Source organism: Achromobacter sp. 01N37, assembly GCF_056399725.1.
Map to the genome: position 1 here is coordinate 771,648 of NZ_JBFTRX010000005.1, position 20,502 is coordinate 792,149.

At 64.0% G+C, this 20,502-nt stretch carries 20 protein-coding genes and 2 tRNA genes; 10 read left to right on the top strand and 12 right to left on the bottom strand.

All coding sequences use genetic code 11. The features are described from left to right. Positions 1-26: 26 nt before the first annotated feature. The 10 genes from AC1DSJ_RS15030 to glyA are packed head-to-tail and all read right to left on the bottom strand — an operon-like array spanning position 27 to position 12,350. Entirely contained in the window at positions 27-1,043 is a 1,017-nt protein-coding gene (locus tag AC1DSJ_RS15030) for a helix-turn-helix domain-containing protein (RefSeq protein ID WP_082387116.1), read from the bottom strand. A 21-nt stretch (positions 1,044-1,064) separates the two neighbouring features. Next, positions 1,065-2,249 carry an FAD-binding oxidoreductase gene (locus AC1DSJ_RS15035; protein WP_441370561.1) on the bottom strand — a complete coding sequence of 395 codons (1,185 nt, stop codon included), beginning with the start codon at positions 2,247-2,249 and terminating at the stop codon, positions 1,065-1,067. 9 nt (positions 2,250-2,258) lie between these two features. Next, on the bottom strand, positions 2,259-3,536 hold the full coding sequence (locus AC1DSJ_RS15040; protein WP_054424494.1) for an aromatic ring-hydroxylating oxygenase subunit alpha: 1,278 nt from the start codon (positions 3,534-3,536) through the stop codon (positions 2,259-2,261). An 8-nt stretch (positions 3,537-3,544) separates the two neighbouring features. Continuing rightward, positions 3,545-4,411, bottom strand: a complete 867-nt coding sequence (locus tag AC1DSJ_RS15045) for an electron transfer flavoprotein subunit beta/FixA family protein (RefSeq protein ID WP_441370723.1) — start codon at positions 4,409-4,411, stop codon at positions 3,545-3,547. 1 nt (position 4,412) lies between these two features. Continuing rightward, positions 4,413-5,618, bottom strand: coding sequence for an electron transfer flavoprotein subunit alpha/FixB family protein (locus AC1DSJ_RS15050; protein ID WP_441370722.1), 1,206 nt, complete (start codon positions 5,616-5,618; stop codon positions 4,413-4,415). Continuing rightward, positions 5,618-7,453: a (Fe-S)-binding protein gene (locus tag AC1DSJ_RS15055; protein WP_441370560.1), complete on the bottom strand. Its 1,836-nt coding sequence runs from the start codon at positions 7,451-7,453 to the stop codon at positions 5,618-5,620. The genes AC1DSJ_RS15050 and AC1DSJ_RS15055 overlap by 1 nt, the downstream gene beginning before the upstream one ends. Before the next feature lie 2 nt (positions 7,454-7,455). Next, positions 7,456-9,519, bottom strand: a complete 2,064-nt coding sequence (locus AC1DSJ_RS15060; RefSeq protein ID WP_441370559.1) for an oxidoreductase — start codon at positions 9,517-9,519, stop codon at positions 7,456-7,458. 8 nt (positions 9,520-9,527) lie between these two features. Then, positions 9,528-10,052 carry a 4-vinyl reductase gene (locus tag AC1DSJ_RS15065; protein ID WP_054424504.1) on the bottom strand — a complete coding sequence of 175 codons (525 nt, stop codon included), beginning with the start codon at positions 10,050-10,052 and terminating at the stop codon, positions 9,528-9,530. A gap of 10 nt (positions 10,053-10,062) precedes the next feature. Next, complete coding sequence (locus AC1DSJ_RS15070) at positions 10,063-11,049, bottom strand: dipeptidase (protein ID WP_441370558.1); 987 nt, start codon at positions 11,047-11,049, stop codon at positions 10,063-10,065. Between the two features lie 23 nt (positions 11,050-11,072). Beyond that, the gene (gene glyA, locus AC1DSJ_RS15075) at positions 11,073-12,350 is read right to left on the bottom strand and encodes a serine hydroxymethyltransferase (RefSeq protein ID WP_175170827.1); all 1,278 of its coding nucleotides are present in this window, start codon (positions 12,348-12,350) and stop codon (positions 11,073-11,075) included. 291 nt (positions 12,351-12,641) lie between these two features. Here glyA and AC1DSJ_RS15080 point away from each other — a divergent pair, with 291 nt between their 5' ends. The 5 genes from AC1DSJ_RS15080 (at position 12,642) to AC1DSJ_RS15100 (ending at position 15,103) form a co-directional block, all read left to right on the top strand. After that, the gene (locus AC1DSJ_RS15080) at positions 12,642-13,652 is read left to right on the top strand and encodes a GlxA family transcriptional regulator (RefSeq protein ID WP_441370557.1); all 1,011 of its coding nucleotides are present in this window, start codon (positions 12,642-12,644) and stop codon (positions 13,650-13,652) included. Between the two features lie 217 nt (positions 13,653-13,869). After that, positions 13,870-13,945 (top strand) — tRNA-Gly (locus AC1DSJ_RS15085). A gap of 55 nt (positions 13,946-14,000) precedes the next feature. Further along, positions 14,001-14,074, top strand: a tRNA-Cys gene (locus AC1DSJ_RS15090). Between the two features lie 110 nt (positions 14,075-14,184). After that, the gene (locus tag AC1DSJ_RS15095; protein WP_254600667.1) at positions 14,185-14,502 is read left to right on the top strand and encodes a hypothetical protein; all 318 of its coding nucleotides are present in this window, start codon (positions 14,185-14,187) and stop codon (positions 14,500-14,502) included. 1 nt (position 14,503) lies between these two features. Further along, a complete protein-coding gene (locus AC1DSJ_RS15100; protein WP_441370556.1) occupies positions 14,504-15,103 on the top strand; it encodes a DUF2946 family protein in 600 nt (199 codons plus the stop codon). A gap of 7 nt (positions 15,104-15,110) precedes the next feature. Here the strand turns inward: AC1DSJ_RS15100 and AC1DSJ_RS15105 are convergent, their stop codons facing one another. After that, the gene (locus tag AC1DSJ_RS15105) at positions 15,111-15,575 is read right to left on the bottom strand and encodes a nuclear transport factor 2 family protein (protein ID WP_175170824.1); all 465 of its coding nucleotides are present in this window, start codon (positions 15,573-15,575) and stop codon (positions 15,111-15,113) included. 98 nt (positions 15,576-15,673) lie between these two features. Next, the gene (locus AC1DSJ_RS15110) at positions 15,674-16,075 is read right to left on the bottom strand and encodes a DoxX family protein (protein WP_050447291.1); all 402 of its coding nucleotides are present in this window, start codon (positions 16,073-16,075) and stop codon (positions 15,674-15,676) included. A 133-nt stretch (positions 16,076-16,208) separates the two neighbouring features. On the opposite strand from AC1DSJ_RS15110, the gene AC1DSJ_RS15115 reads away from it, so the two are divergent. The 5 genes from AC1DSJ_RS15115 (at position 16,209) to AC1DSJ_RS15135 (ending at position 20,397) form a co-directional block, all read left to right on the top strand. Next, entirely contained in the window at positions 16,209-17,141 is a 933-nt protein-coding gene (locus AC1DSJ_RS15115) for a LysR family transcriptional regulator (protein WP_054424520.1), read from the top strand. Positions 17,142-17,151: 10 nt separating this feature from the next. After that, entirely contained in the window at positions 17,152-17,733 is a 582-nt protein-coding gene (locus tag AC1DSJ_RS15120) for an NUDIX hydrolase (RefSeq protein ID WP_441370555.1), read from the top strand. Then, positions 17,730-18,503, top strand: coding sequence for a leucyl/phenylalanyl-tRNA--protein transferase (aat, locus tag AC1DSJ_RS15125; RefSeq protein ID WP_175170821.1), 774 nt, complete (start codon positions 17,730-17,732; stop codon positions 18,501-18,503). Before AC1DSJ_RS15120 ends, aat begins: the two co-directional genes overlap by 4 nt. Before the next feature lie 40 nt (positions 18,504-18,543). After that, positions 18,544-19,278, top strand: a complete 735-nt coding sequence (locus tag AC1DSJ_RS15130; RefSeq protein WP_054424526.1) for an arginyltransferase — start codon at positions 18,544-18,546, stop codon at positions 19,276-19,278. Between the two features lie 75 nt (positions 19,279-19,353). Then, a complete protein-coding gene (locus tag AC1DSJ_RS15135) occupies positions 19,354-20,397 on the top strand; it encodes a quinone-dependent dihydroorotate dehydrogenase (protein ID WP_054424528.1) in 1,044 nt (347 codons plus the stop codon). Positions 20,398-20,502 lie beyond the last annotated feature (105 nt).

The window sequence follows — 20,502 nt, forward strand, 5'->3', positions numbered from 1 at the left end:
CCCGCGCCGCCGGCACCGGCCGGCGGTTACCCGCGCATCAGCCGCCGTTCGCTGGTGGGTGAATGGCCAAAGCGCGCGCGATACGCCTTGCTGAAGTGGCAGGGGGACTGAAACCCGCACGCCACCGTTACCCCCATGATGGACATCCGGGTTTGCAGCAACAGTTCGCGTGCGCGCAGCAACCTTAACCACAGGTAGTACCGCATCGGCGACATGCCCAGGTAGTACTTGAACATGCGCTGCAACTGGCGCTGCGACAACCCAACCTGGCTGGCAATGTCCTCGAACGGCAGCGGGTCTTCAATATGCGCTTCCATCAACTGCCCGACCTTGACCAGCCCCTGGCGGTTAAAGCCCACACGGGCCGCCATCGGAATGTGCTGCCGCTCGGTGGCCAGCCGGATTCGATCCAGAATGAACTGCTCCGACACCGCGTCAGCCAGCTCCGCGCCGAACCGCTTCGTGGTGATGCGTAGCATCAGGTCGATGGGTGCGGTGCCGCCCGAACTGGTCATGCGGTCGCGGTCAATGACGTAGAGGGCTTCGGTCAGCTCAGCGGCGGGAAACTCTTCGCGGACGGCGAAAAGATTTTCCCAGTGCACCGCGCAGCGATAGCCCGACATCAGCCCCGCCTTCACCAGCGCATAACTACCGGTGCAAAGCCCTCCCAGCGCGACACCCCGCCGCGCCCAGCTATTAAGCAGTTTGATCAAGGCATCGGACACGTAGTCCTGCACCTGCAGACCGCCGCAGACGAAGACGGCATCAAAGGCGCTATCGGGCGCCGGGGTCGCCACGGGCGATATCCGTAGGTTATTGCTTGCCTGCACCACCGTGCCGTCCAGTGTCATCACAGACCACCGGTAGAGTTCACGCCGGCTGACGTAGTTGGCCATGCGCAGCGTTTCCACGGCGCCGGCAAACGCGATCATCGAGAACTTCGGCAGCAGCAGAAAACAGAAGTGCAGCGCGCAGGAGTCCGTGGCAGGCGAACCGAACGGCGGGCAGGTATCAGAAGGCAGAGGGACGAGGGCATGTTGCATAGGCATGAGTATCGGCCAACATCATTTGTCGATGCGCAAATCGCTCAAGGGCACACTGCAACATAACAACACCATGCCTTGATCAATTTCGCGCTGGCGTATCCCGCCCTGGTGGCGCATGTCGACTTTGCCATCCAGCAGGCGCACCTTGCATGTGCCGCACATGCCCTGCGTACACGACGCGGGCAGGCGCAAGCCCGCATCCCGCGCGGCGTCCAGCAAGGCTTGGGCTGCACCGCATTCAATGGTGCGCTGGCTTTTCTGGAACACAACGCTGAACGCGGTGGCAGGTGCGGCGTTGGCATTCGGGTTGGCATTCGGCTTTGAATCCGGCTGTGAATCCGGGTTGGAATCCGGGTTAGCTGCTCGCGCGGACCATTCCGTCACGCCCGGCGCTGGTTGCGCCGCGGGCAAGGCGCCGAACGAGAAGCTCTCTTCATGATGCCGCGCCATGTCGAAGCCGGCTTCGTGCAGCATCGCTCTGACTGCCCGCATATACGGTGCCGGCCCGCAGACGAAGATCTCGCGCGTCATGAAGTCAGGCGCCATCAACTGCAACAGCGGCAGCGTGATGCGGCCCGTCAGGCCATGCCAGCCCCCCTGCTCACCCAGCCCTTCGCAAATGAAATGCGCCCGAAACCGCTGCTGGCTGGCCGCCAGCAAGGCCAGTTCGCGTCCGAAGATGATGTCGTCTGGCGTTCGGGCGCTATGCACGAATACGGTATCGCGGTCATCGCATAAGTCCCGGTGCGTGCGCGCCATCGACATCAACGGCGTAACGCCGGAACCCGCCGACAAAAATAGATAGCGTTCGGCCGGATGCAGCGCCGACGAAAAAGCCCCGGCCGGTCCCAGCACGCGCACCGAATCGCCCACTTCCAGATGGTCATGCAGCCAGTTCGACACCGTGCCGCCCGGCACACGCTTGACCGTGATCGACAGGGTGTGAGGCCGGGTCGGCGGTGACGAGATCGTGTAGCAACGGTTCACGCGCTGGCCATCGACCTCCAGCTCCAAGGTCAGGAACTGGCCGGGTGAAAACTGAAACGCATGCCCGGCCAACGACCGGAAGAAGAAGCTCTTCACATCGTGCGTCTCTTGCCGGACCTGGCAGCATTGCAGGGATTCCTCGACATCGCTGTCCCAAAGCGATGGCAAGCGCTGCCAGAACTCGGGTTGATGGATGCGTCGAAGCGCGTGCGGCATGGCGAGACCTCAATCCAGATAGCGCGCCGACAGGCGGCCGATGTACCAGTTGCAGAACTTTTCCACCAGCGCTTCCGTATGCGGCGAATAGGGTCCGGGCTGATAGGCCGCGCTGCGCACCCCTTGCTGCGAAAGTTCCACCAGCGTACGGTCTTGCGCATTGGTCGCCCGCCACACGGCAGTCAGGTGATCAATGTCGTAATCCCGGTGTTCTTCCGCGTCCTTGTGCACGAGCCAGCGGGTGCGGACCAATGTCTTCTCAGGCCCCAGCGGCAGCACCGAGAACGCCACGATGTGGTCGCTCATGAAATGGAACCAGCCGTTGGGCTGCGTCCACAGCGACAGCCCGCCCAGGTCGGGGCGCGCCAGATCGCCCAGCAACTTGCGCGATGCGGCATTGCCGTCCAGCGTTTGGGATTCCCCGCTCAGGTCCAAAGGCAAACGCCGCACGCGATAGCCGGTGACGCGGTCATCCAGTGCGTCGCGTTCTTCGGAGGGCAGGCCGGCCGCCTCCCACTCCAGGCAGCGTTGCGCCGATATTTGCGCAAAGTGTTCCAGCTGCCGGGCATTGGCGGGGGACGGCTGGTAGCCGAAGCCGAATTCGAAGACCGACACGGTCAGCTCAGGGTGGTTGGCGGCGCAGTGATAGCACTCGCGGTTGTTCTCCATCGTGAGCTTCCAGTTGCAGTCTTCCACGATGTCCACCTGCGCCGCGACCTTGCAGTCCCGAATTCGATGCGGGCGCAGATAGGGTTCGACCTGCTCGCGAAAGGCTTGAAAGTCTTCGGGTGCGTCGGGGTCCAGGCAGATGAAGATCAAGCCGCTCAAGCTCTCGATACGCACGGGCTTCAAGCTGTGCTGGCTTTTGTCAAAGTCTTCACCCATGTGCTCGGCATAGGCCAGATTGCCGTTCAGGCGGTACGTCCATTGGTGATAGGGGCACACCAGGTTGCCCACCGACCCCTGGGCCTGCGAACACAAGCGCGACCCCCGGTGACGGCACACGTTATGAAAGGCGCGCAACTGATCATCGTCGTCACGCAAGATCACCACCGGCTGCCGGCCGACATCCACTGTGATGTAGTCGCCCGGCTCGGGGATGTCGGGTTCGACCGCCACAAAGATCCAATGGCGGCCGAAGATTTCTTCCATGTCGAGATCGAAGACGGCCGGACTCAGATAGAAATCGGCATCCAGGCTGTAGCCCGGCCGCCGATTGGCGATCAGGGCGCGGATGGCATCGTCCGCCCGCGCAGGAACGACGGGAATCTGTTTGAAGGCATTCATCGTCCACCTCAATAGTCGATCAGGCTGTGACGGCGCAGATAGGCAATGACTGCCTGCGCCTTTTCAGCGGGGGTGCCCTGGGTGATCACCGCGCCGCCGCGGCTTTGCATGGTGGTGGCGGCCAGCAGCCGCGTCCGCCCCGACCGTGACTCCCGCGCGGCCAGCTTGACGGGCGGCACCACGGCCGGTTCAACCCGCGCCGGCGGCAAGGGCGCGCCCACCACGCGCGCGACGCGTGCGGCAACGTGGCCAGCGCGTTGGCGGGCATAGACATGGCGTGCGTCGAACGGCGCCAGCGGATGCACCGCCAGCACGGCCGGCAATGACGAGGCGACTTCGCGCCGCCTGCCTTTAGGCAGGAACTGCTGCGTGACGACGCTGTCCGCGTGCAGCTGCGCGGTCAGCACCGCCGGCAACAACGGGACATGCAAGGCCTGCGCCAATAAATACGGCAGCAGGCCACTGCCTTCACCGCCTTCCGCCCGCGTCCCGCACAGCACGACGCTGTAGCCGCGCACGCGGTCGACCAGCGCGCCCAATACGTCGCGCCCGCACGGCACCTCGATGGCGTCGACGCAGGCCGCGCCCAGCGCCAGATAGTCGCGCAATGCGGGCTCGGCGGGATCGCCGGCATGGATGACATCGATGTCGGCGGCCGCAGACGTCTCTGTCGCAGGACCGCCTGCCGCAGGACCGCCTGCCGCAGGACCGCCCGCCGCAGGACCGCCCGCCGCAGGGTCGCCTGCCGCAGGTTCGCCTGCCGCCCTCCTCACCATCTCCTGCGCCAGGGATAGCGCGAGCGCGTCATTACGGCTCCAGCGCGCCGCGCCGCTGACCGGGTGGACGCCGACGGAAACGAGCACGGCGATGCGCAGCTTAGTCATGATTCACCTGCTGGGCGGGGTGCGCGGCCCGCGCACGCTGAACCTCGGCCAGCAGCGCCTGGGCCACGCTTTGTGTGTCATCGATGATGCTCAGGTCGGCGCGTCTGACAAGCGGCGCGCTGGCGTCCAGATTCACGGCGATCACGTGACGGCAGTCCTTGATGCCCTGCAAATGCTGCACCGCCCCCGAAATGCCGAATGCCAGATAGGCGCTGGCGCTGACCGTCTTTCCCGTGGCGCCGATTTGCTGGCTGCGCGGAAAGCGGCCGTCATCGACCGCCACGCGGCTGGCGCCGACGGCCGCCCCCAGCGCGTCAGCCAAGTTCTGAAAGCCGGTCAGATCCCGCACGCCGTTGCCAGCCGAGACGATCAGGTCAGCTTCTTGAAGGTCGACTTCCGTGGCCGGTAACGAACGGGTGCCGTGATCCCGATAGGCGGAGCTGGCTCGCAGCGGCGCGAGCTGCGCCCGCTTGCCATGCCCGATGAACGGCAAGCGCTCGTCGACGACATCGGGCGCCAGCAGCACAATGCGCGGCACGCCCCGAGACAGCGCCCGCCATTGCATGCGAGTGTTGCCTGAGTACGCACTTGCCGCGCCCTCGTGGGTCAAGGCCACGACGTGCGTGGCGACCGTGTCGCGGGTCGCCGCCGCCAGACGACGGCCAAGGTCGCCATCCGGCAGTCCGTTGTCGGGCAGGAAGATGTGCATGGGACGAATGCGGTCGATCAGGGTCAGCAAGATGGCCAGTTCGACGTCAGGCGCATAGGCCGGCGGAGCCAAGGTAGCCGGAATGGCCGGGGTGGACGGGGTGGCCGAGGTAGCTGAGGTAGCAGTGGTGGACGAGGTAGCCGAGGTAACCGTGTTGGACGGCACGAGTGTCAGCGCGTCCACGCCCAAGTGCGCGGCGTCCGCGTCCAGCTCGCCGAACACAAGCAGATGGACGGCGGTGTCCGCTTGCGCCAGCAAAGCGGCGGCGGCGATGGCCTGGCGCGCGTGTGCATCCAGCTGGCCACGATCGCTATGGGCAACGGCCAACACGGCGCGCAACGCCAACCCGTCCGTGCGCAAGGGCTTGTTCGCGGCCGCGGGCTTGGCGCGCATGCCGTCAGGCTGAGCGCGTTCCAGCACGATGCGCTTGATGCCAGCCGCGGTCAGCGTATGCGGCCGGCGGGCGGGAAGTCTGCGGATGGCGTTCATCATGGCTCCAAGGCGTCGGCGACAAGTTCGGCGATATCCCGCACATCTGGCCGCGGGCCTACCACCCCTTCCAGCATGACCGTGCAGTTTGGGCAGGCGACCGCCACGGTCTCGGCGCCCGTATCGCGCGCATCCTGAATGCGCAGATCGGGAATGCGCTGCTTGCCGGGGATGTCCGTCAACGCCGCGCCGCCTCCGCCACCGCAGCAACGCCCGTTCAGCCCGTGGCGCGTCATCTCTTTGATGGGAATCCCCAAATGGCGCAATAGCTCGCGCGGCGCCTCGGTTTCGCCGTTGTAGCGGGCCAGATAGCAAGGGTCGTGATAGGTCAGCGCCCGAGGCGGGTCGGCCAGCTTGACTCTGAGACGGCCCGCCTTGAACAGCGCCGACAGCAGACTGGTGTGGTGCAACACCCGATAGTGCCCGCCGAGCGCGGGATATTCGTTGCGCAGGCTGTGCAAAATGTGGGGGTCTGCCGTGACGATGCGGTCGAACGTCAACGCCGACAGCGTCCGGATCAGGCGATGGGCCAAGGTCTGGAAGGTGGCCTCGTCGCCCAGCCGCCGGGCGACGTCGCCGGTATCCGTTTCCAGAACGCCCAGCACCGCGAAGTCGACCCCGCCCGCTTGCATCGCTTTCACCAGCGCCCGCAGGCTACGTTGGTACCGCATGCCGAATGCGCCCTCGCCCACGATCAGCAACACATCCACGGACTTGCCGGGTTGAATTTGGGCCACGCCCAGATCGGCCGCCCAGTGAAAGCGCGCGCTCAGGTCGAAGCCGCCTGCGCTTGCGGTCTCGCGCAGATTGTCCAGCACGGCAGGCGCCTTGCCCGGCGCGGCGCCATGTTCAAGCGTTTGCTGGCGGCGCATGTCGATCACGGCGTCAACGTGTTCGATCAACATGGGGCATTCGTGCACACACGCACGGCAGGTGGTGCAGGCCCATAGCGAATCTGGTGCGATCAGGCCGGGAACGATGGGTTGCGTGGCCGCGCCCGCCATCCCCGTGACCAGATCCTGGATCAGTTTTTTAGGATTCAGCGGCTGGCCGGCCGCATAGGCGGGACAGGCGGCTTCACACTTGCCGCACTGCACGCAGGCGTCAAAGCTCAGCAGCTGGTTCCAGGCAAAGGCTGAAGGCTGGCCCGCGCCCAGCCGTTCAGCGCCGGGTTCTCCGCCCAGCGCCAAGGGCCGTAGCGCCGCCTTTTGCCCGGCCGATGTTCGGCCGAAACGTTCGGGGCGTGGATGGAACGCCAGATGCAGCAAGCCCGCGAACGCATGCTTCATCGGGCCGCCACGCGCCATGCCCGCCGTCAATTCCCACGCGCCCACCGCCAGCAGCGCGACGGTGGCCAACCCTGCCGCCCCCGACAACAACGGCGTGGGAATGCCGCCCAGCAGCAACAAGCCCAGCGCCAACGCGCCCAGCATCCATGGCAGCCTGTCCCACATGCCGCGTGACAATCTGGCGGGCGGGGTGCGGCGGCGGTGCCAGACAAAACCTACCCCGCCCAGCATGATCAGCGCCGCCAACGCAATGGCCAGGTCCAGCGCGGGCGAATAGAGCGCCAATCCGTAGTTCACGGCCACCAGCGCCATGGCCGCCACGGCGGCGCCCGCCGTCGCAATGTGCGTGCGAGCGATGTAGGGGTCGCGCGCCACCACCCGGTGCAGGTCTACGAAGTAGCGCTTGGGTGCCGCAAGCAGATCCCGCCAGCGCACGGGCGCCGTGCGCCCGGTGCGCCATAGCGCCGCACGGCGTAGCCCGCCCGCGGCGACGCCCAACACCGACAACCAGAACAGGCCCGTAATGACGGCGGCGAAGGGTGCCATGATCAGAAGTCCTTACACAGGCGCAAGGCGTCGTAGATGGACGCATGGATGTTGTGCATCGAAATGCAATCGCCAACGCGGAACAGCAGATAGCGGCCGTCGCCGAGCGTTTCGGAAAGCGCCGGCTGCGGTTCGGCGGCGTATAGCGCCTGCACATCGGTTTGCCCCAAGTTGACCGATTGGGGCTTGAGCATCCAGTACAGCGCGTCGTTAGGCACGATGCCGTTTTCGATCACCACCTGATCCACCACGCGTTCTTCGCGCGCATCGGTGTATTCATTGCGCAGCAAGGCGATGGTCTTGTCGCCTTCGACGCTGACGCGTTCCAGCCAGTAGTTGGGCGTGAACACGACGTCTTGTGCAGTCAGGCGGCGGTAGAAAATCGGGAACGTGGTGCCGCCCACATCGTCGGCCACCTTGGGGTCGGGGGTGACGACTTCAACCAATGAACCCCGGCTTGCCATGAAATCCGCCACACCAGCGCCCGCGTGCGTACCGATGCCGTCGTAGACCAGCACATTACGCGCGGGCTGCTTCTTGCCTGAAAGAATGTCCCAGGCGCTCACGGCCAGCCCGCTTGCAACGCCCCATGACACCTGCTCGTACACGTGGCTCAGGCCGCCCGTTGCCAGCACCACGATGTCGGGCTGTTCCGCCATGATGCCTTCCTGAGTGGCGAGCACGCCCATCCGGCAGTCGACCCGCAGCCGTTTGAGCTCCAGATCAAACCAGCGGACGATGCCATCCATCTGCTCGCGCTGGGGCGCTTTGGCGGCCAGCAATATCTGGCCACCGATAGCGGCGTTGCGTTCAAACAGGACGACATCGTGCCCACGTTCGGCACAGACGCGCGCGGCTTCCATGCCTGCGGGGCCGGCGCCCACCACCACCACCTTTCGCCTTGGCCCGCGCGACCGGGGAACGATATGCGGCATGGACACTTCCCGGGCCGTCGCCGCGTTTTGGATGCACAGCACATCAAGGCCGTCGTACTGCCGGTCGATGCAGTAGTTGGCGCCCACGCACTGCTTGATCTCGTCCTCGCGGTCATCGCGGATCTTCATGACCAGATGCGGGTCAGCAATGTGCGCGCGAGTCATGCCGACCAGGTCCGCATGGCCCGCGGCCAGCAGGCGCTCGGCCTGCACGGCGTCGCGGATGCTCTGCGCGTGCATCACGGGAATATGCACGGCCGACTTGATGCTGGCCGCCAGATACGCAAAGGGTTCGGGCGGCAGCGCCATCGGCGGCATACAGTTGGCCAGCGTGTTGTGCGTGTCCGCCCCTGACCCGATCACGCCCAGGTAATCGATCAAGCCCGTCTCGGCCATGGCTTGCGCAATCTCGCGCAGCGCGTCGTGATCCAGCCCATCTTCGTGGAACTCATCCCCGCACATGCGCAGCCCCACACAGAAGTCCGGCCCTACGGCCTCGCGCACCGCTTTCAAGACGTCGATGCCAAAACGCAGGCGGTTCTCAAGGCTGCCGCCATAGGCATCGTCGCGAAAGTTCGTGCGGGGGCTCCAGAACTGGTCAATCAGGTGCTGGTGCGCGGCCGATATTTCGATGCCGTCCATGCCTGCCTGCTGCACGCGTCTGGCCGCCGCGGCAAAGTCGCGGATGATGCGTGCGATGTCTTCCACCTCGATCGTCTTGGCGTTGCCCCGGTGAACGGGTTCGCGCACGCCGGACGGCGTCAGCAGATGCGGCCAATGCTCGCCATGCCAGGCCGAGCGCCTGCCCATGTGCGTGGCCTGAATCATGACCTTGGCGCCATGGCGGTGCATGGCTTCGCTGAGCCGGGCCAGTGGTTCGATAACACGGTCGGTCGTCAGGTTGACCGACCGCCACCACCCTTGCGGGCTATCCAGCGACACGGGGCTGGAACCGCCACAGATGGCCAGCCCCAGCCCGCCCTTGGCCTTTTCTTCGTAGTAGGCGATGTAGCGGTCGCCCGGCAGGCCGCCGGGTTCGGCATGGACCTCGGCATGCGCCGTGCTGACGATACGGTTGCGCAGCACCACGCGGTTCAGCGTCAGGGGCGCAAACAAGTGGGGATAGCGCATGGCCGGCCTCAGGCAGCGACAGGGCGAACGGTGAATTCGCAGTGGGCGTGCCCCTCTCCTGCGCAGCGGCTTTCCACGCACTGCGCGCGTGTGACGCCCCCGTGCTGGTCAGCCACCCAGTCCATCGCGCCCGCGAACCAGCCCGAGAACATATGGCACAGCTTCCCGCTGGCCTGGGGTTGGGCAAGGACGAACGCGGAATGGCGCAATTCAATACGCGCCGTCATCGCCGCCGGGTCGGCGTCGGTCAGCCGGAACAAGCCCCATCCGCGCTGAGACAGCCGCATCAGGTAGTGCTCGTACACGGCAAGGCCGGCGAGCCGGTGTTCCTGGGATTCCTTGTCGCACCAGTAGTAGGCGGATTGATGGCCCGCGTCGTACAGGATGCGCGCGTATGTGTCGCGGCCCAGCGCGCGTTCGGCCGCCAGATGGTTGTTGATGAAGAAGTGGCGCGGCACATACAGCATCGGCAGCCCGTCGGTGCTCCAGACGCCGGTCTGTTCGTTGACGTCGATAGGCAGCTGGGGATTCATCGCAGGCTCCTTATTTTGATGCTGCCTGGCCCGGCCAGACTTCGCCGAACACGCGCAACCAGTTCTCACCCAGAATTTTCCGAATGTGCACCTCGCTCCAGCCGGCCCGCTGCATCGCGGCGGTCAGGTTGGGGAATTCGCCGATGGTCTGGATGCCTTCGGGATTTCGGATGGCGCCGAAGTCGGTCAGGCGGCGATAGCGGCCCTTGTCGTGCGTGAGCCAATCGAAGAATGGCTGGCCATAGCCTTGGGTGAAATCGGTGCCGATACCCACGGCGTCTTCGCCGGCCAGGTTGACGACGTAGGCAATGGCTTCGACGTAGTCGTCCACGGTGGCCTGCACGCCGCGCTTGAGGAAGGGCGGGAACATCGTCACCCCGATGAAGCCCCCGCGTTCGGCAATGAAGCGCAGCTGGGCGTCGGTCTTGTTGCGCGGGTGGTCCTTCAGCCCCGACGGCAGACAGTGCGAATAGCAAACGGGTTTGGTGGACGCCAGGATGGCTTCTTCGGACGTCTTCGCGCCGACGTGCGACAGGTCAACCATGATGCCGACCCGATTCATCTCGGCCACGACTTCATGGCCGTAGCCGGACAGGCCGCCATCGGGCTCGTAGCAGCCGGTGCCAATCAGGTTCTGCGTGTTGTAGCAAAGCTGAACCACGCGCACGCCCATGTCGGCAAAGGCTTCGACCGCGCCCAGATTGTCTTCAAACGCGTGGCCATTCTGGAAGCCCAGGATGACGCCGGTGCGGCCGTCGCGCTTGGCTTGGCGGATGTCGTCGGTGCTGCGGACCAGCGTGAGCAAGTCGGCGTTGTCGCGAATCAGGCGTTTCATTTCGGCGATGTTCGCGACGGTTTGATCAAACCCTTCCCACACGGACACCGTGCAATTGGCGGCGGTCAGCCCGCCGCGTTGCATGTCTTCGAAAACGGCCCGGTCCCACTTGGAGATGATCAGGCCGTCAATGACCGTGCTTTTCTGATGCAGCGTGTTCATGGGATGCCTCGGTGCAAGATCAATCAATAGATGGGATGGCGCTGGCACAAGGCCAGTACTTCGCCGCGGATGCGGCGCTCAACGGCTTCGTGCTCGTCGGGGCTGGTCGACAACATGTCGATGACCTGGACGATCATGTCGCCCACGGCGCGGAAGTCGTCTTCGGTAAAGCCGCGCGAGGTGCAGGCTGGTGTGCCCAAGCGGATGCCCGAGGTCACGGAAGGCTTTTCCATATCGAAGGGAATGCCGTTCTTGTTGCAGGTGATGCCCGCCAGTTCCAGCGTGCGTTCCACGTGCGCGCCGGTCAGGCCCTTGGAGCGCAGGTCGAGCAACAGCAGGTGGTTGTCGGTGCCGCCGGACACCAGGTCGACGCCGCCGCTTGCCAGCACATTGCCCAGCGCTTCGGCGTTATCCAGCACCCGGCCGATATAGCGTTTGAAATCGGCTTGCAACGCTTCGCCGAACGCCACGGCCTTGGCCGCGACCACATGCATCAGCGGCCCGCCCTGCAAACCGGGAAAGACGGCGGAATTGATTTTCTTGGCGATGGCGCCGTCGTTGGTCAGGATGAACCCGCCACGCGGGCCGCGCAGCGTCTTGTGCGTGGTTGACGTCACGACATGGGCGTGCGGCACGGGACTGGGGTGCTTGCCGGCCGCCACCAGCCCCGCAATGTGCGCCATGTCCACCATCAGCATCGCGCCGACCTCGTCGGCGATGTCGCGAAAGCGGGCGAAATCCAGCTTGCGGGGATAGGCCGAGTAGCCCGCGATGATCAGCTTGGGCTTGTGTTCCCGCGCCAGGTCGCGAACCTCGTCGTAATCGATCAGGTAGGTGTCGGGACGCACGCCGTATTGCACGGCATTGAACCATTTGCCGGACATCGCCGGCCGGGCGCCATGCGTCAAGTGGCCGCCCGCGTCCAGTGACATGCCGAGCACGGTGTCGCCCGGTTGCAGCAACGCCAGCATCACGGCGCCGTTGGCCTGCGCGCCAGAGTGCGGTTGAACGTTGGCGTAGTCGGCCTGGAACAATTCGCGCACACGCAGAATCGCAAGCGACTCGACCTCGTCCACATGCTCGCAGCCCCCGTAGTAACGGCGGCCGACGTAGCCTTCGGCGTACTTGTTGGTCAGCACCGAGCCTTGTGCGTCCATCACCGCGCGCGACACCATATTTTCAGACGCGATCAGCTCAATTTGCGACTGCTGCCGGCGCAGTTCGCGGTCTTGCATGGCCATCACAATGGGATCGCGCTTGGCGAGCGGCGCAGCGAAGAACGGAGATGAACTCTGGAACATGAAACCCTTCCTGCTTGAGCGATGACATTTGAAAATCCGGCACGCGCCGAGCCTGTGAGGCATTCTTTCCCAATCGGCTCAGAGGCAGTTATCCCAAGCGGACCAGATCTTGTCCGATTGCGACAAGGCGATGGCGTCATCGGCCGCAAATCCGCATGCAGACTGGCTCTGCGCGTTTTAGTAATTGTCTTAAGGGTTTAAACGTATGGCCGCTCCACCACGCAACCTTTAAAAGCCGAAGCAGCTGAACCAGACATCGGTTCATCGGAATTCCGAACAAGGAGCGTGGTCATGATTACCCGTCCGACGGGCCCGGATCGTCAGCGTCTCAGGCATTTCGGCTTCCTGCCTTTGCCGCACTTCACCATGCTGTCTTTCTCGACCGCGATCGAAGTGCTGCGCATGGCCAATCACCTGTTGGGCGTGCCGTATTACCGATGGTCGGTCGTCAGCCCGGCAGGCGGGCCGGCAATGGCCAGCAATGGGCTGTCGGTGCACGCCACGCCGCTTGATGACACGGATTTGCCCGATGCGGTCTTTGTGTGCGGCGGCACACGCTTGAATCCGCAGACCGATCAGGCCATCTTGAATTGGCTGCGTGATGTGGCTGCGCGGCACATCACGCTTGGCAGCTTGTGCACAGGCACCTATACGCTAATGAAGGCGGGCTTGCTGGATGGCTACCTCTGCGCAAATCATTGGGAAGATATGGAAACGCTGCGCCGCGAATTTCCCGGCTGCCGGCTGTCTGAAGACCTGTTCGTGATCGACCGAGATCGCATCACCTGCACGGGCGGCACCGCGCCGCTGGACATGATGCTGAACCTGGTGGGAGAGTCCGCCGGGCCCGCCATCGTGGCCTCCATCGCTAACCAGTTCACCATCGAACATGTGCGCGACCACAAAGACAAGCAGCGCCTGCCGATGTCGATCCGCATGCCGGCGGCGCATCCGGCCTTGGCCGAAGTGATCGCGCTGATGGAGGTGAACTTGAAAGAACCGCTGTCGCTGGATGAACTGGCGAACCTGTCGGGCGCGTCCCAGCGCCAGTTGCAACGGCTGTTTCGCGAGCATCTGGACACCACCCCCAAGCAGCATTACCTGAGCTTGCGGCTGCGGCACGCCCGCGCGCTGTTGCGGCAGACGCCCATGTCGATCATGAGCATCACGTCGGCCTGCGGGTTTCAATCAGCCTGCCACTTCAGCAAGTCGTATCGTGCGGTCTATGGCGCGGCGCCCAGTTCAGAGCGGCGCAATCCGCAGCCCATGGAACATTTTCACTACGGGGCAAGCCCGCCATAAGGCGATGGGCGCGTCACGCTGATCCATGGGCGTGGCTTTTTTCAACACGCTTTTCGCCCCCTCTACACAAGCCCAAAATTCTGTGTATAATCGCTGTCTTTGGTGGAGACGGCCTAGCGGGAAATGTCCCGAAGTCCTCATCAAAAAAAGCAGAAATAGCGTGCAGAAATGCATGCAGTACTAGATAACACCAAGCCTAGTACGACGGTAGTACCCTGCGGGAGTAGCTCAGTTGGTAGAGCGCAACCTTGCCAAGGTTGAGGTCGCGAGTTCGAGACTCGTCTCCCGCTCCAAATACAAAAAGGAAGCAACGGCCAACACCGCGCTTCCTTTTTTCTTGCAAGTGCTGGCGCAATGGCAGAGTGGTTATGCAGCGGATTGCAAATCCGTGTACGTCGGTTCGATTCCGGCTTGCGCCTCCAGCATCTTTCCCCCTCCCCCCCGTATTTCCCGCGCATCTGGTTACGCATCCCTACGCGCTGTCAATCGAATGATTGCTATGGTGACGCCGTTTTCAATTAACGTCGATCCTATGCACCGCATTCTGAAATCCCGTGCCTGTTCCCCGTTGCTTGCCCTGTCGACCGCCGCATTGATGTCGCTTGCGCCGATGGCGGCCGAGGCTGATTCCGACCGGCACCATCACCGCCACGGACGCGAGTACAAAGAGAAGTACTGGGACGGCGCGTGCAAAGTCGAACGCAAGTGGAAGCGCAACGGCGAATACACGGAAAAGCGCAAATGCCGCGATGACTATCGCGGCGGCTACTACGCGCCGCCGCAGGTCGTGATGCCCATGGCGGCGCCGGCCATCATCATCAACCCTCCCCCCATCATCATTCGCCCCTGACATGGATCAATCGGTGAAGGACGCAATCGCCCGCTGGCCCAATGTGCCGGCCGTGTATGGCTGGCTGTCGCTGGACGGGCGCGGCCGGTGGCGCCTGCACCCCCAGGGCCAGGCTGCACAAGGCGGCGCGGGCGAGTCCATCACCAATACCCAGATCCTGGACTTCATCAATCGCAATTACGAACACGATGAGGCGGGCCGCTGGTATTTTCAGAATGGGCCGCAGCGGGTGTTTGTGCGGCTGGATGGCGCGCCGTATGTGCTGCGCCTGAGCGACAACAACCACGGCCTGCTGACGCACACGGATGTGACGGTGGCTGCTGTCAGCCACTGGTGGCTGGACGACGCGGGCCAGTTGTACGCAACAACGCCCGCCGGTGCGGGCATCGTGATGGACCGCGACCTGCCCGCGCTGCTGGAACGGCTGGTAACGGAAAGCGGCGCGCCATTGCTGGACACCTTGGCTGATCTGCCGCCCGCGCAATGCATCACCGTGTCGTGGCCAGGCGTGTATGCCGCCGCCCCTTTAGAGGCAATCACCAGGCAGGACGTTGCGCAGCGCCTGGCATTCGACGCCAACCCCAGCGCCACGCCAGACTAGGCTCGCCTTAGAACATGCCGTTGGTATTGGCGGATTGCTCGGGGATGGGCTGCACGGCATCCCAGTGTTCGACGATCTTGCCTTGCTCCAGACGGAAGATGTCGATGATGGCATTGCCCCGCGTGCCGGGCTCACGCACCGCATGCACATGCAGGATCACGTAGTCGCCATCCGTAAAAACTCGCTTGATCTCGCTGTGCGACTTCGGAAATTTGTCGCGCAAATAGGCGACGAACTTGCGAAAGCCCTCGGGGCCGTCGGCCGCGTTGGGGTTGTGCTGCACGTAGCGTTCGCCCACGTATTTCAGTGCGGCGTCGGCATCCTTCTGATTCAACCCCTTCTCATAGAACGCCAGCACGGCTGCCTTGTTGGCGGCTTCTTGCTCGGGCGAGGCCTGTGCAGCGGGCGACAGGGCCGCGGCGAACAACAGCGCGCCCACGGCGCGCTTGGCGAAGGTCATCGGAAACAGCATGGGAACTCCTGAATGAATAAGGGCGGGCGGGTCATTCTATGACCCGCCCGCCCCGGCAACCACGACCGCAACGGTTAACAGTCTGGTGCGCGCGGCGCTCAGCCGCGGCCGCTCTTGACCAGGGCGAACTTGCCGTCACCCAGCAGCACCAGCACGGCGGCGGCCACGGTCAGGAAAATGGGATATTCCCAGCCACCGCCGGCATTGCCAAAACCCCAGCCGTTGCCAAAGTGAACGGTCGACGCCACGAACAATTGCACCACGGCGATCGCGGCGACCCAGCGCGGCACGATACCCAGAATCAGCAACACGCCTGCGCCCACTTCAAAAAACGTGACCGGGTAAGCCAGCCAGCCGGCAAAGCCGATCTTGGCGAAGAACTGCGCGGTGCCGGGCAGCGTGAAGACCAACAGCTTGGTCAGGCCGTGGGCCAGGAACATGACGCCCAGCGCCACACGCAACAGCAGCGCGGCATAAGGCGCGGTACGGGTATCGATCATTGCACTCTCCTTCGAGCGAGTTTCGGGAATCGCCCAAAACGGGAAGATTCTTCATGGCCGCTATTCTTGCGATTCCAAAAACAAAGATAAACATGCAGAATTGCAAATTATTGTTCCCCGATAGGAAACAATCTTGGATACGCACACCGCCATGCAGACCTACGCAAAGGTCGTGGAACTGGGCTCATTTGCGGCCGCGGCCGACAAGATGGGCCACGCCCGATCCGTGGTGACGCGGCAGATCGCCTACCTGGAACAGAAGTACGGCGTGCGCCTGCTGAACCGCACAACACGCAAGCTCAGCATGACCGACGCCGGCCGTGCGTTCTATGAACGGGTGCGGCCGATCCTGGCGGAAGTGGCGGATCTGGAACTGTCGCTACAAGCCGAAGGCCAGCGCCCCAGCGGCCGCCTGCGGGTCAGCGCGCCGGTGTCGTTCGGCATCCTGCACCTGGGCCCGGCCATTGCCGAATACCTGCAGCGTTACCCGGACGTCATCATCGACCTGGACCTGAACGACCGGGTGGTGGATCTGGTGGAAGACGGGTACGACGTCGCGGTGCGCATCGGTCCGCTGCTGGATTCGTCTCTGGTGGCGCGCCCGTTGGCGGCGCAGCAACTGCTGGTTTGCGCCGCGCCCGCCTACCTGAAGCGCCACGGCACGCCACAAACCCCCGAAGACTTGAAGCAGCACCGCTGCCTGCATTACGCCTACGCCAGCACTGGCAATGAATGGCATTTCGAAAAGGATGGGGTGACGCATTTGGTGCGTGTGAACGCGGCCCTGCGCGCGAACAATGGCGACGTGCTGCGCACCGCCTCGCTGGCCGGACACGGCATCATTCTGCAGCCCGAATTCCTGGTGGGCGACGACATCCGCGCGGGCCGGCTGATCGCCCTGCTGACCGACTACGCACACACCCCGATCTCGATGTACGCCATTTACCCCCACCGGCGGTTCCTGTCGCCCAAGGTGAGGTCGTTTGTTGAACACCTGGAAGAGCGCTTCGGCAGCCCGGCCCCGGCGTCGCCAGCCAGACGCGCCAGTCCCCGCCGCAGCCGTTAGAATCGTACCCATGACCGCCAAACCGTCCATCGAATACTTCCCCGTTCCCCGCCGTTCGCTGTTTTGCACTCAGTGCGGCACTCCCCTGAACCGCCGGGTGCCGGAAGGCGACAACCGTGAACGCGACATCTGTGATCACTGCGGCGCCATTCACTATCAGAACCCGCGATTGGTGGTCGGCACGGTGCCGGTTTGGGAAAACCGCGTGCTGCTGTGCCGGCGTGCCATCGAGCCGCGCTACAACACCTGGACGCTGCCAGCGGGTTTCATGGAGCTGGGTGAAAGCACGGCGCAGGGCGCGGCCCGCGAAACGCTGGAAGAATCCGGCGCGCGCATTCAGCTGGGCGAGCTCTATACCTTGATCGACCTGCCGCAGATTGATCAGGTGCATGTGTTCTATCTGGCCCAGGCGCTGGGGCCCGAACTGGACCCCGGCCCTGAAAGCCTGGAGGCCCGGTGGTACGAAGAGTCTGAAATTCCCTGGGATGATCTGGCGTTCCGCACGGTGGCAACCACGCTGCGCCACTACTTCGACGACCGCAAGCAAGGCGTCTTCGTCCCCCATCACTACACCCTAGAATCGCACCGTTGAAGCTGCCCTGGCTTGCCGCCGACACCCCGTTTCCGCCAGCGGAATTCGCGCTGACGGAACCTGACGGCCTGCTCGCCGCGGGCGCGGACCTGTCCCCGGAACGCTTGATCCAGGCGTACTCCAACGGCATCTTCCCCTGGTATTCCGAGGGCGAACCGGTGCTGTGGTGGAGCCCCGATCCGCGTATGGTTCTGGCCATTGAAGACTTTTCGCCATCCCATTCGCTGCGCAAGCTGCTGCGCCAGATCGCCAGCCAGGAATATATGGCGTCGCCCCGCGTGCAGGTGCGCGTTGACACCGTGTTCCCGCAGGTGATGGCGCAATGCGCCGCCCCGCGCGACGGCCAGCCCGGCACGTGGATCACGTCCGCCATGCAGCAGGCGTATGCCGAATGGCATCGGGCGGGCTATGTGCACAGCATTGAAACCTGGATCGACGGCGAGCTTGCGGGCGGACTTTACGGCATCAGCCTGGGCCGCATGTTTTTCGGGGAATCCATGTTCACCCGCGCGCCAAACGCATCGAAGATCGCGCTGGCCTACCTGGTGCGCTATCTGGCCACCCACGGCGTGGAACGTATCGATTGCCAGCAGCAGACGCGCCATCTGGCCAGCCTGGGCGCGCGTCCGATCTCGCGAGCGCGCTTTTTACAGCATGTGCGCCATGTCACGTCGCAACCGCCCATTCCCTGGGCGCGAGGCGTGCTGGACAGCACGGGCCGGCTGTTACCCGACGCCACATTTGACGCCGACTTCGGCGTTAATATGTAGCGATCCATCGCCGACGTACCCGCGCGATGCGCAACTCCCCATGAGCCAGCTCAAAGAACTTCCCTTCTCCACGCTGCAGTTCTACGCAACCGCCCCCTACCCTTGCAGCTATCTGCCAGGTCGCCAGGCTCGGTCGCAGGTGGCCGCGCCCGGCCATCTGATCAACGCGGGCACGTATTCACAGCTGGTCGAACAAGGTTTTCGCCGTAGCGGGCTGTTCACCTACCGTCCCCATTGCGATAACTGCCGCGCCTGTGTGCCCGTGCGTGTGGATACGGCGGGCTTCGCGCCCAACCGCAGCCAGCGTCGCGCCTGGCGCGACCATCAACATCTGCAGTCCTTCGTGGCCGAACTGGCCTGGTCGCCCGAGCACTACCGGCTCTATACGCGCTATCAGCAGGGCCGGCATCCGGGCGGCGGCATGGACGAAGACAGCCGCACGCAGTACGCGCAGTTCCTGCTGACCAGCCGCGTGAACACCCGGCTGGTGGAATTCCGCGATGCCGAAGGCGTGCTGATGATGGTGTCCATCATCGATGTGCTGGATGACGGGCTGTCGTCCGTCTACACCTTCTACGATCCCGATGTGGAGGGCAGTCTTGGCACCTACAGCATCCTGTGGCAGATCGAACAGTGCCGCACGCTGAACCTGCCCTGGCTGTATCTGGGCTACTGGATCGCAGACAGCCGCAAGATGTCCTATAAGTCCAGCTTTCACCCCGCGCAATTCCTCGTCGACGGCGAATGGCGCGACCAGCACGATCCGTCCCTCTGATTTATCCCCCGTTGCGTTCCCGCGCGCCTGCGACTGCCCGCTAGGCCGGCGAAATTCGCTCTACAATTCCGCCCCATGTCTATCCTCTTCCACGCCTATCCCCTGGCCCGCCCGGCGTTGTTCGCCATGGACGCGGAAACCGCCCACGAAGTTACGCTCTCGGGCCTGCAACGCGCTTATGAATGCGGCGCCACGCGCAAGCTCATGCATGCGCAGCCCAAAGCGCCTTGCACGCTGATGGGCATGCAACTGGCCAACCCCATCGGGCTGGCGGCGGGGCTGGACAAGAACGGCGCGTATATCGACGCGCTGGGCAATCTGGGTTTTGGTTTCATTGAAGTCGGCACGGTGACGCCGCGTGCGCAGCCCGGCAACCCGAAGCCGCGCATGTTCCGCCTGCCGCGCGCCAATGCGCTGATCAATCGGCTGGGGTTCAACAATCAGGGCCTGGATGCCTTTCTGGCGAACGTGCAGCGCAGCCAGTGGCGCAAGCAAGGCGGGATTCTGGGTTTGAATATCGGCAAGAACGCCGATACGCCGATTGAACGCGCCGCCGATGATTACCTGATTGGCCTGGAAGGCGTGTATCCCCATGCCGACTACGTGACGGTGAATATTTCGTCGCCCAACACCAAGAACCTGCGGGCCTTGCAAAGCGGCGATGAATTGTCGGCGCTGCTGGCGCAGTTGGCCGACAAGCGCCGCGCGCTGGAAGATCAGCACCAGCGCCGCGTGCCGATGGCGGTGAAAATTGCCCCCGATCTCACGCAAGAACAAATCGACGCCATCGCCGACACGCTGCCGCGCCATGGCATTGATGGCGTCATCGCCACCAACACGACGCTGTCGCGCGATGCCGTCACGGGCCAGGCGCACGCGGACGAGGCCGGCGGCTTGTCGGGCGCGCCGGTGCATGAATTGTCGTTGAAGGTGATCCGCCGCCTGAAGGAACAACTGGGCAACAGCCTGGCCATTATTGGCGTGGGCGGCGTGATGTCGGGCCAACAGGCTCGCGAGAAAATGGCCGCAGGCGCCGACGCCGTGCAGCTGTATACGGGGTTGATCTACCGCGGCCCGGCCCTGGTGGGCGAGTGCGTAAACGCCGTACAGAAGCGATAGCAAATCAAGCAGGCAAAAAAAGAGGCCACCCGGTGGGTGGCCCTAATTCCAGCTCTGCTCTGTCACTCAACAGTACTACATTACTGCGGTTTGCGCAGCATCGCG

Excerpts from the sequence above, each read along its gene's own strand:
- AC1DSJ_RS15030 (WP_082387116.1), bottom strand. The coding sequence starts at position 1,043 with ATGCAACATGCCCTCGTCCCTCTGCCTTCTGATACCTGCCCGCCGTTC.
- AC1DSJ_RS15035 (WP_441370561.1), bottom strand. The coding sequence starts at position 2,249 with ATGCCGCACGCGCTTCGACGCATCCATCAACCCGAGTTCTGGCAGCGC.
- AC1DSJ_RS15040 (WP_054424494.1), bottom strand. The coding sequence starts at position 3,536 with ATGAATGCCTTCAAACAGATTCCCGTCGTTCCTGCGCGGGCGGACGAT.
- AC1DSJ_RS15050 (WP_441370722.1), bottom strand. The coding sequence starts at position 5,618 with ATGAACGCCATCCGCAGACTTCCCGCCCGCCGGCCGCATACGCTGACC.
- AC1DSJ_RS15055 (WP_441370560.1), bottom strand. The coding sequence starts at position 7,453 with ATGGCACCCTTCGCCGCCGTCATTACGGGCCTGTTCTGGTTGTCGGTG.
- AC1DSJ_RS15060 (WP_441370559.1), bottom strand. The coding sequence starts at position 9,519 with ATGCGCTATCCCCACTTGTTTGCGCCCCTGACGCTGAACCGCGTGGTG.
- AC1DSJ_RS15065 (WP_054424504.1), bottom strand. The coding sequence starts at position 10,052 with ATGAATCCCCAGCTGCCTATCGACGTCAACGAACAGACCGGCGTCTGG.
- AC1DSJ_RS15070 (WP_441370558.1), bottom strand. The coding sequence starts at position 11,049 with ATGAACACGCTGCATCAGAAAAGCACGGTCATTGACGGCCTGATCATC.
- glyA (WP_175170827.1), bottom strand. The coding sequence starts at position 12,350 with ATGTTCCAGAGTTCATCTCCGTTCTTCGCTGCGCCGCTCGCCAAGCGC.
- AC1DSJ_RS15080 (WP_441370557.1), top strand. The coding sequence starts at position 12,642 with ATGATTACCCGTCCGACGGGCCCGGATCGTCAGCGTCTCAGGCATTTC.
- AC1DSJ_RS15095 (WP_254600667.1), top strand. The coding sequence starts at position 14,185 with ATGCACCGCATTCTGAAATCCCGTGCCTGTTCCCCGTTGCTTGCCCTG.
- AC1DSJ_RS15100 (WP_441370556.1), top strand. The coding sequence starts at position 14,504 with ATGGATCAATCGGTGAAGGACGCAATCGCCCGCTGGCCCAATGTGCCG.
- AC1DSJ_RS15105 (WP_175170824.1), bottom strand. The coding sequence starts at position 15,575 with ATGCTGTTTCCGATGACCTTCGCCAAGCGCGCCGTGGGCGCGCTGTTG.
- AC1DSJ_RS15110 (WP_050447291.1), bottom strand. The coding sequence starts at position 16,075 with ATGATCGATACCCGTACCGCGCCTTATGCCGCGCTGCTGTTGCGTGTG.
- AC1DSJ_RS15120 (WP_441370555.1), top strand. The coding sequence starts at position 17,152 with ATGACCGCCAAACCGTCCATCGAATACTTCCCCGTTCCCCGCCGTTCG.
- AC1DSJ_RS15130 (WP_054424526.1), top strand. The coding sequence starts at position 18,544 with ATGAGCCAGCTCAAAGAACTTCCCTTCTCCACGCTGCAGTTCTACGCA.
- AC1DSJ_RS15135 (WP_054424528.1), top strand. The coding sequence starts at position 19,354 with ATGTCTATCCTCTTCCACGCCTATCCCCTGGCCCGCCCGGCGTTGTTC.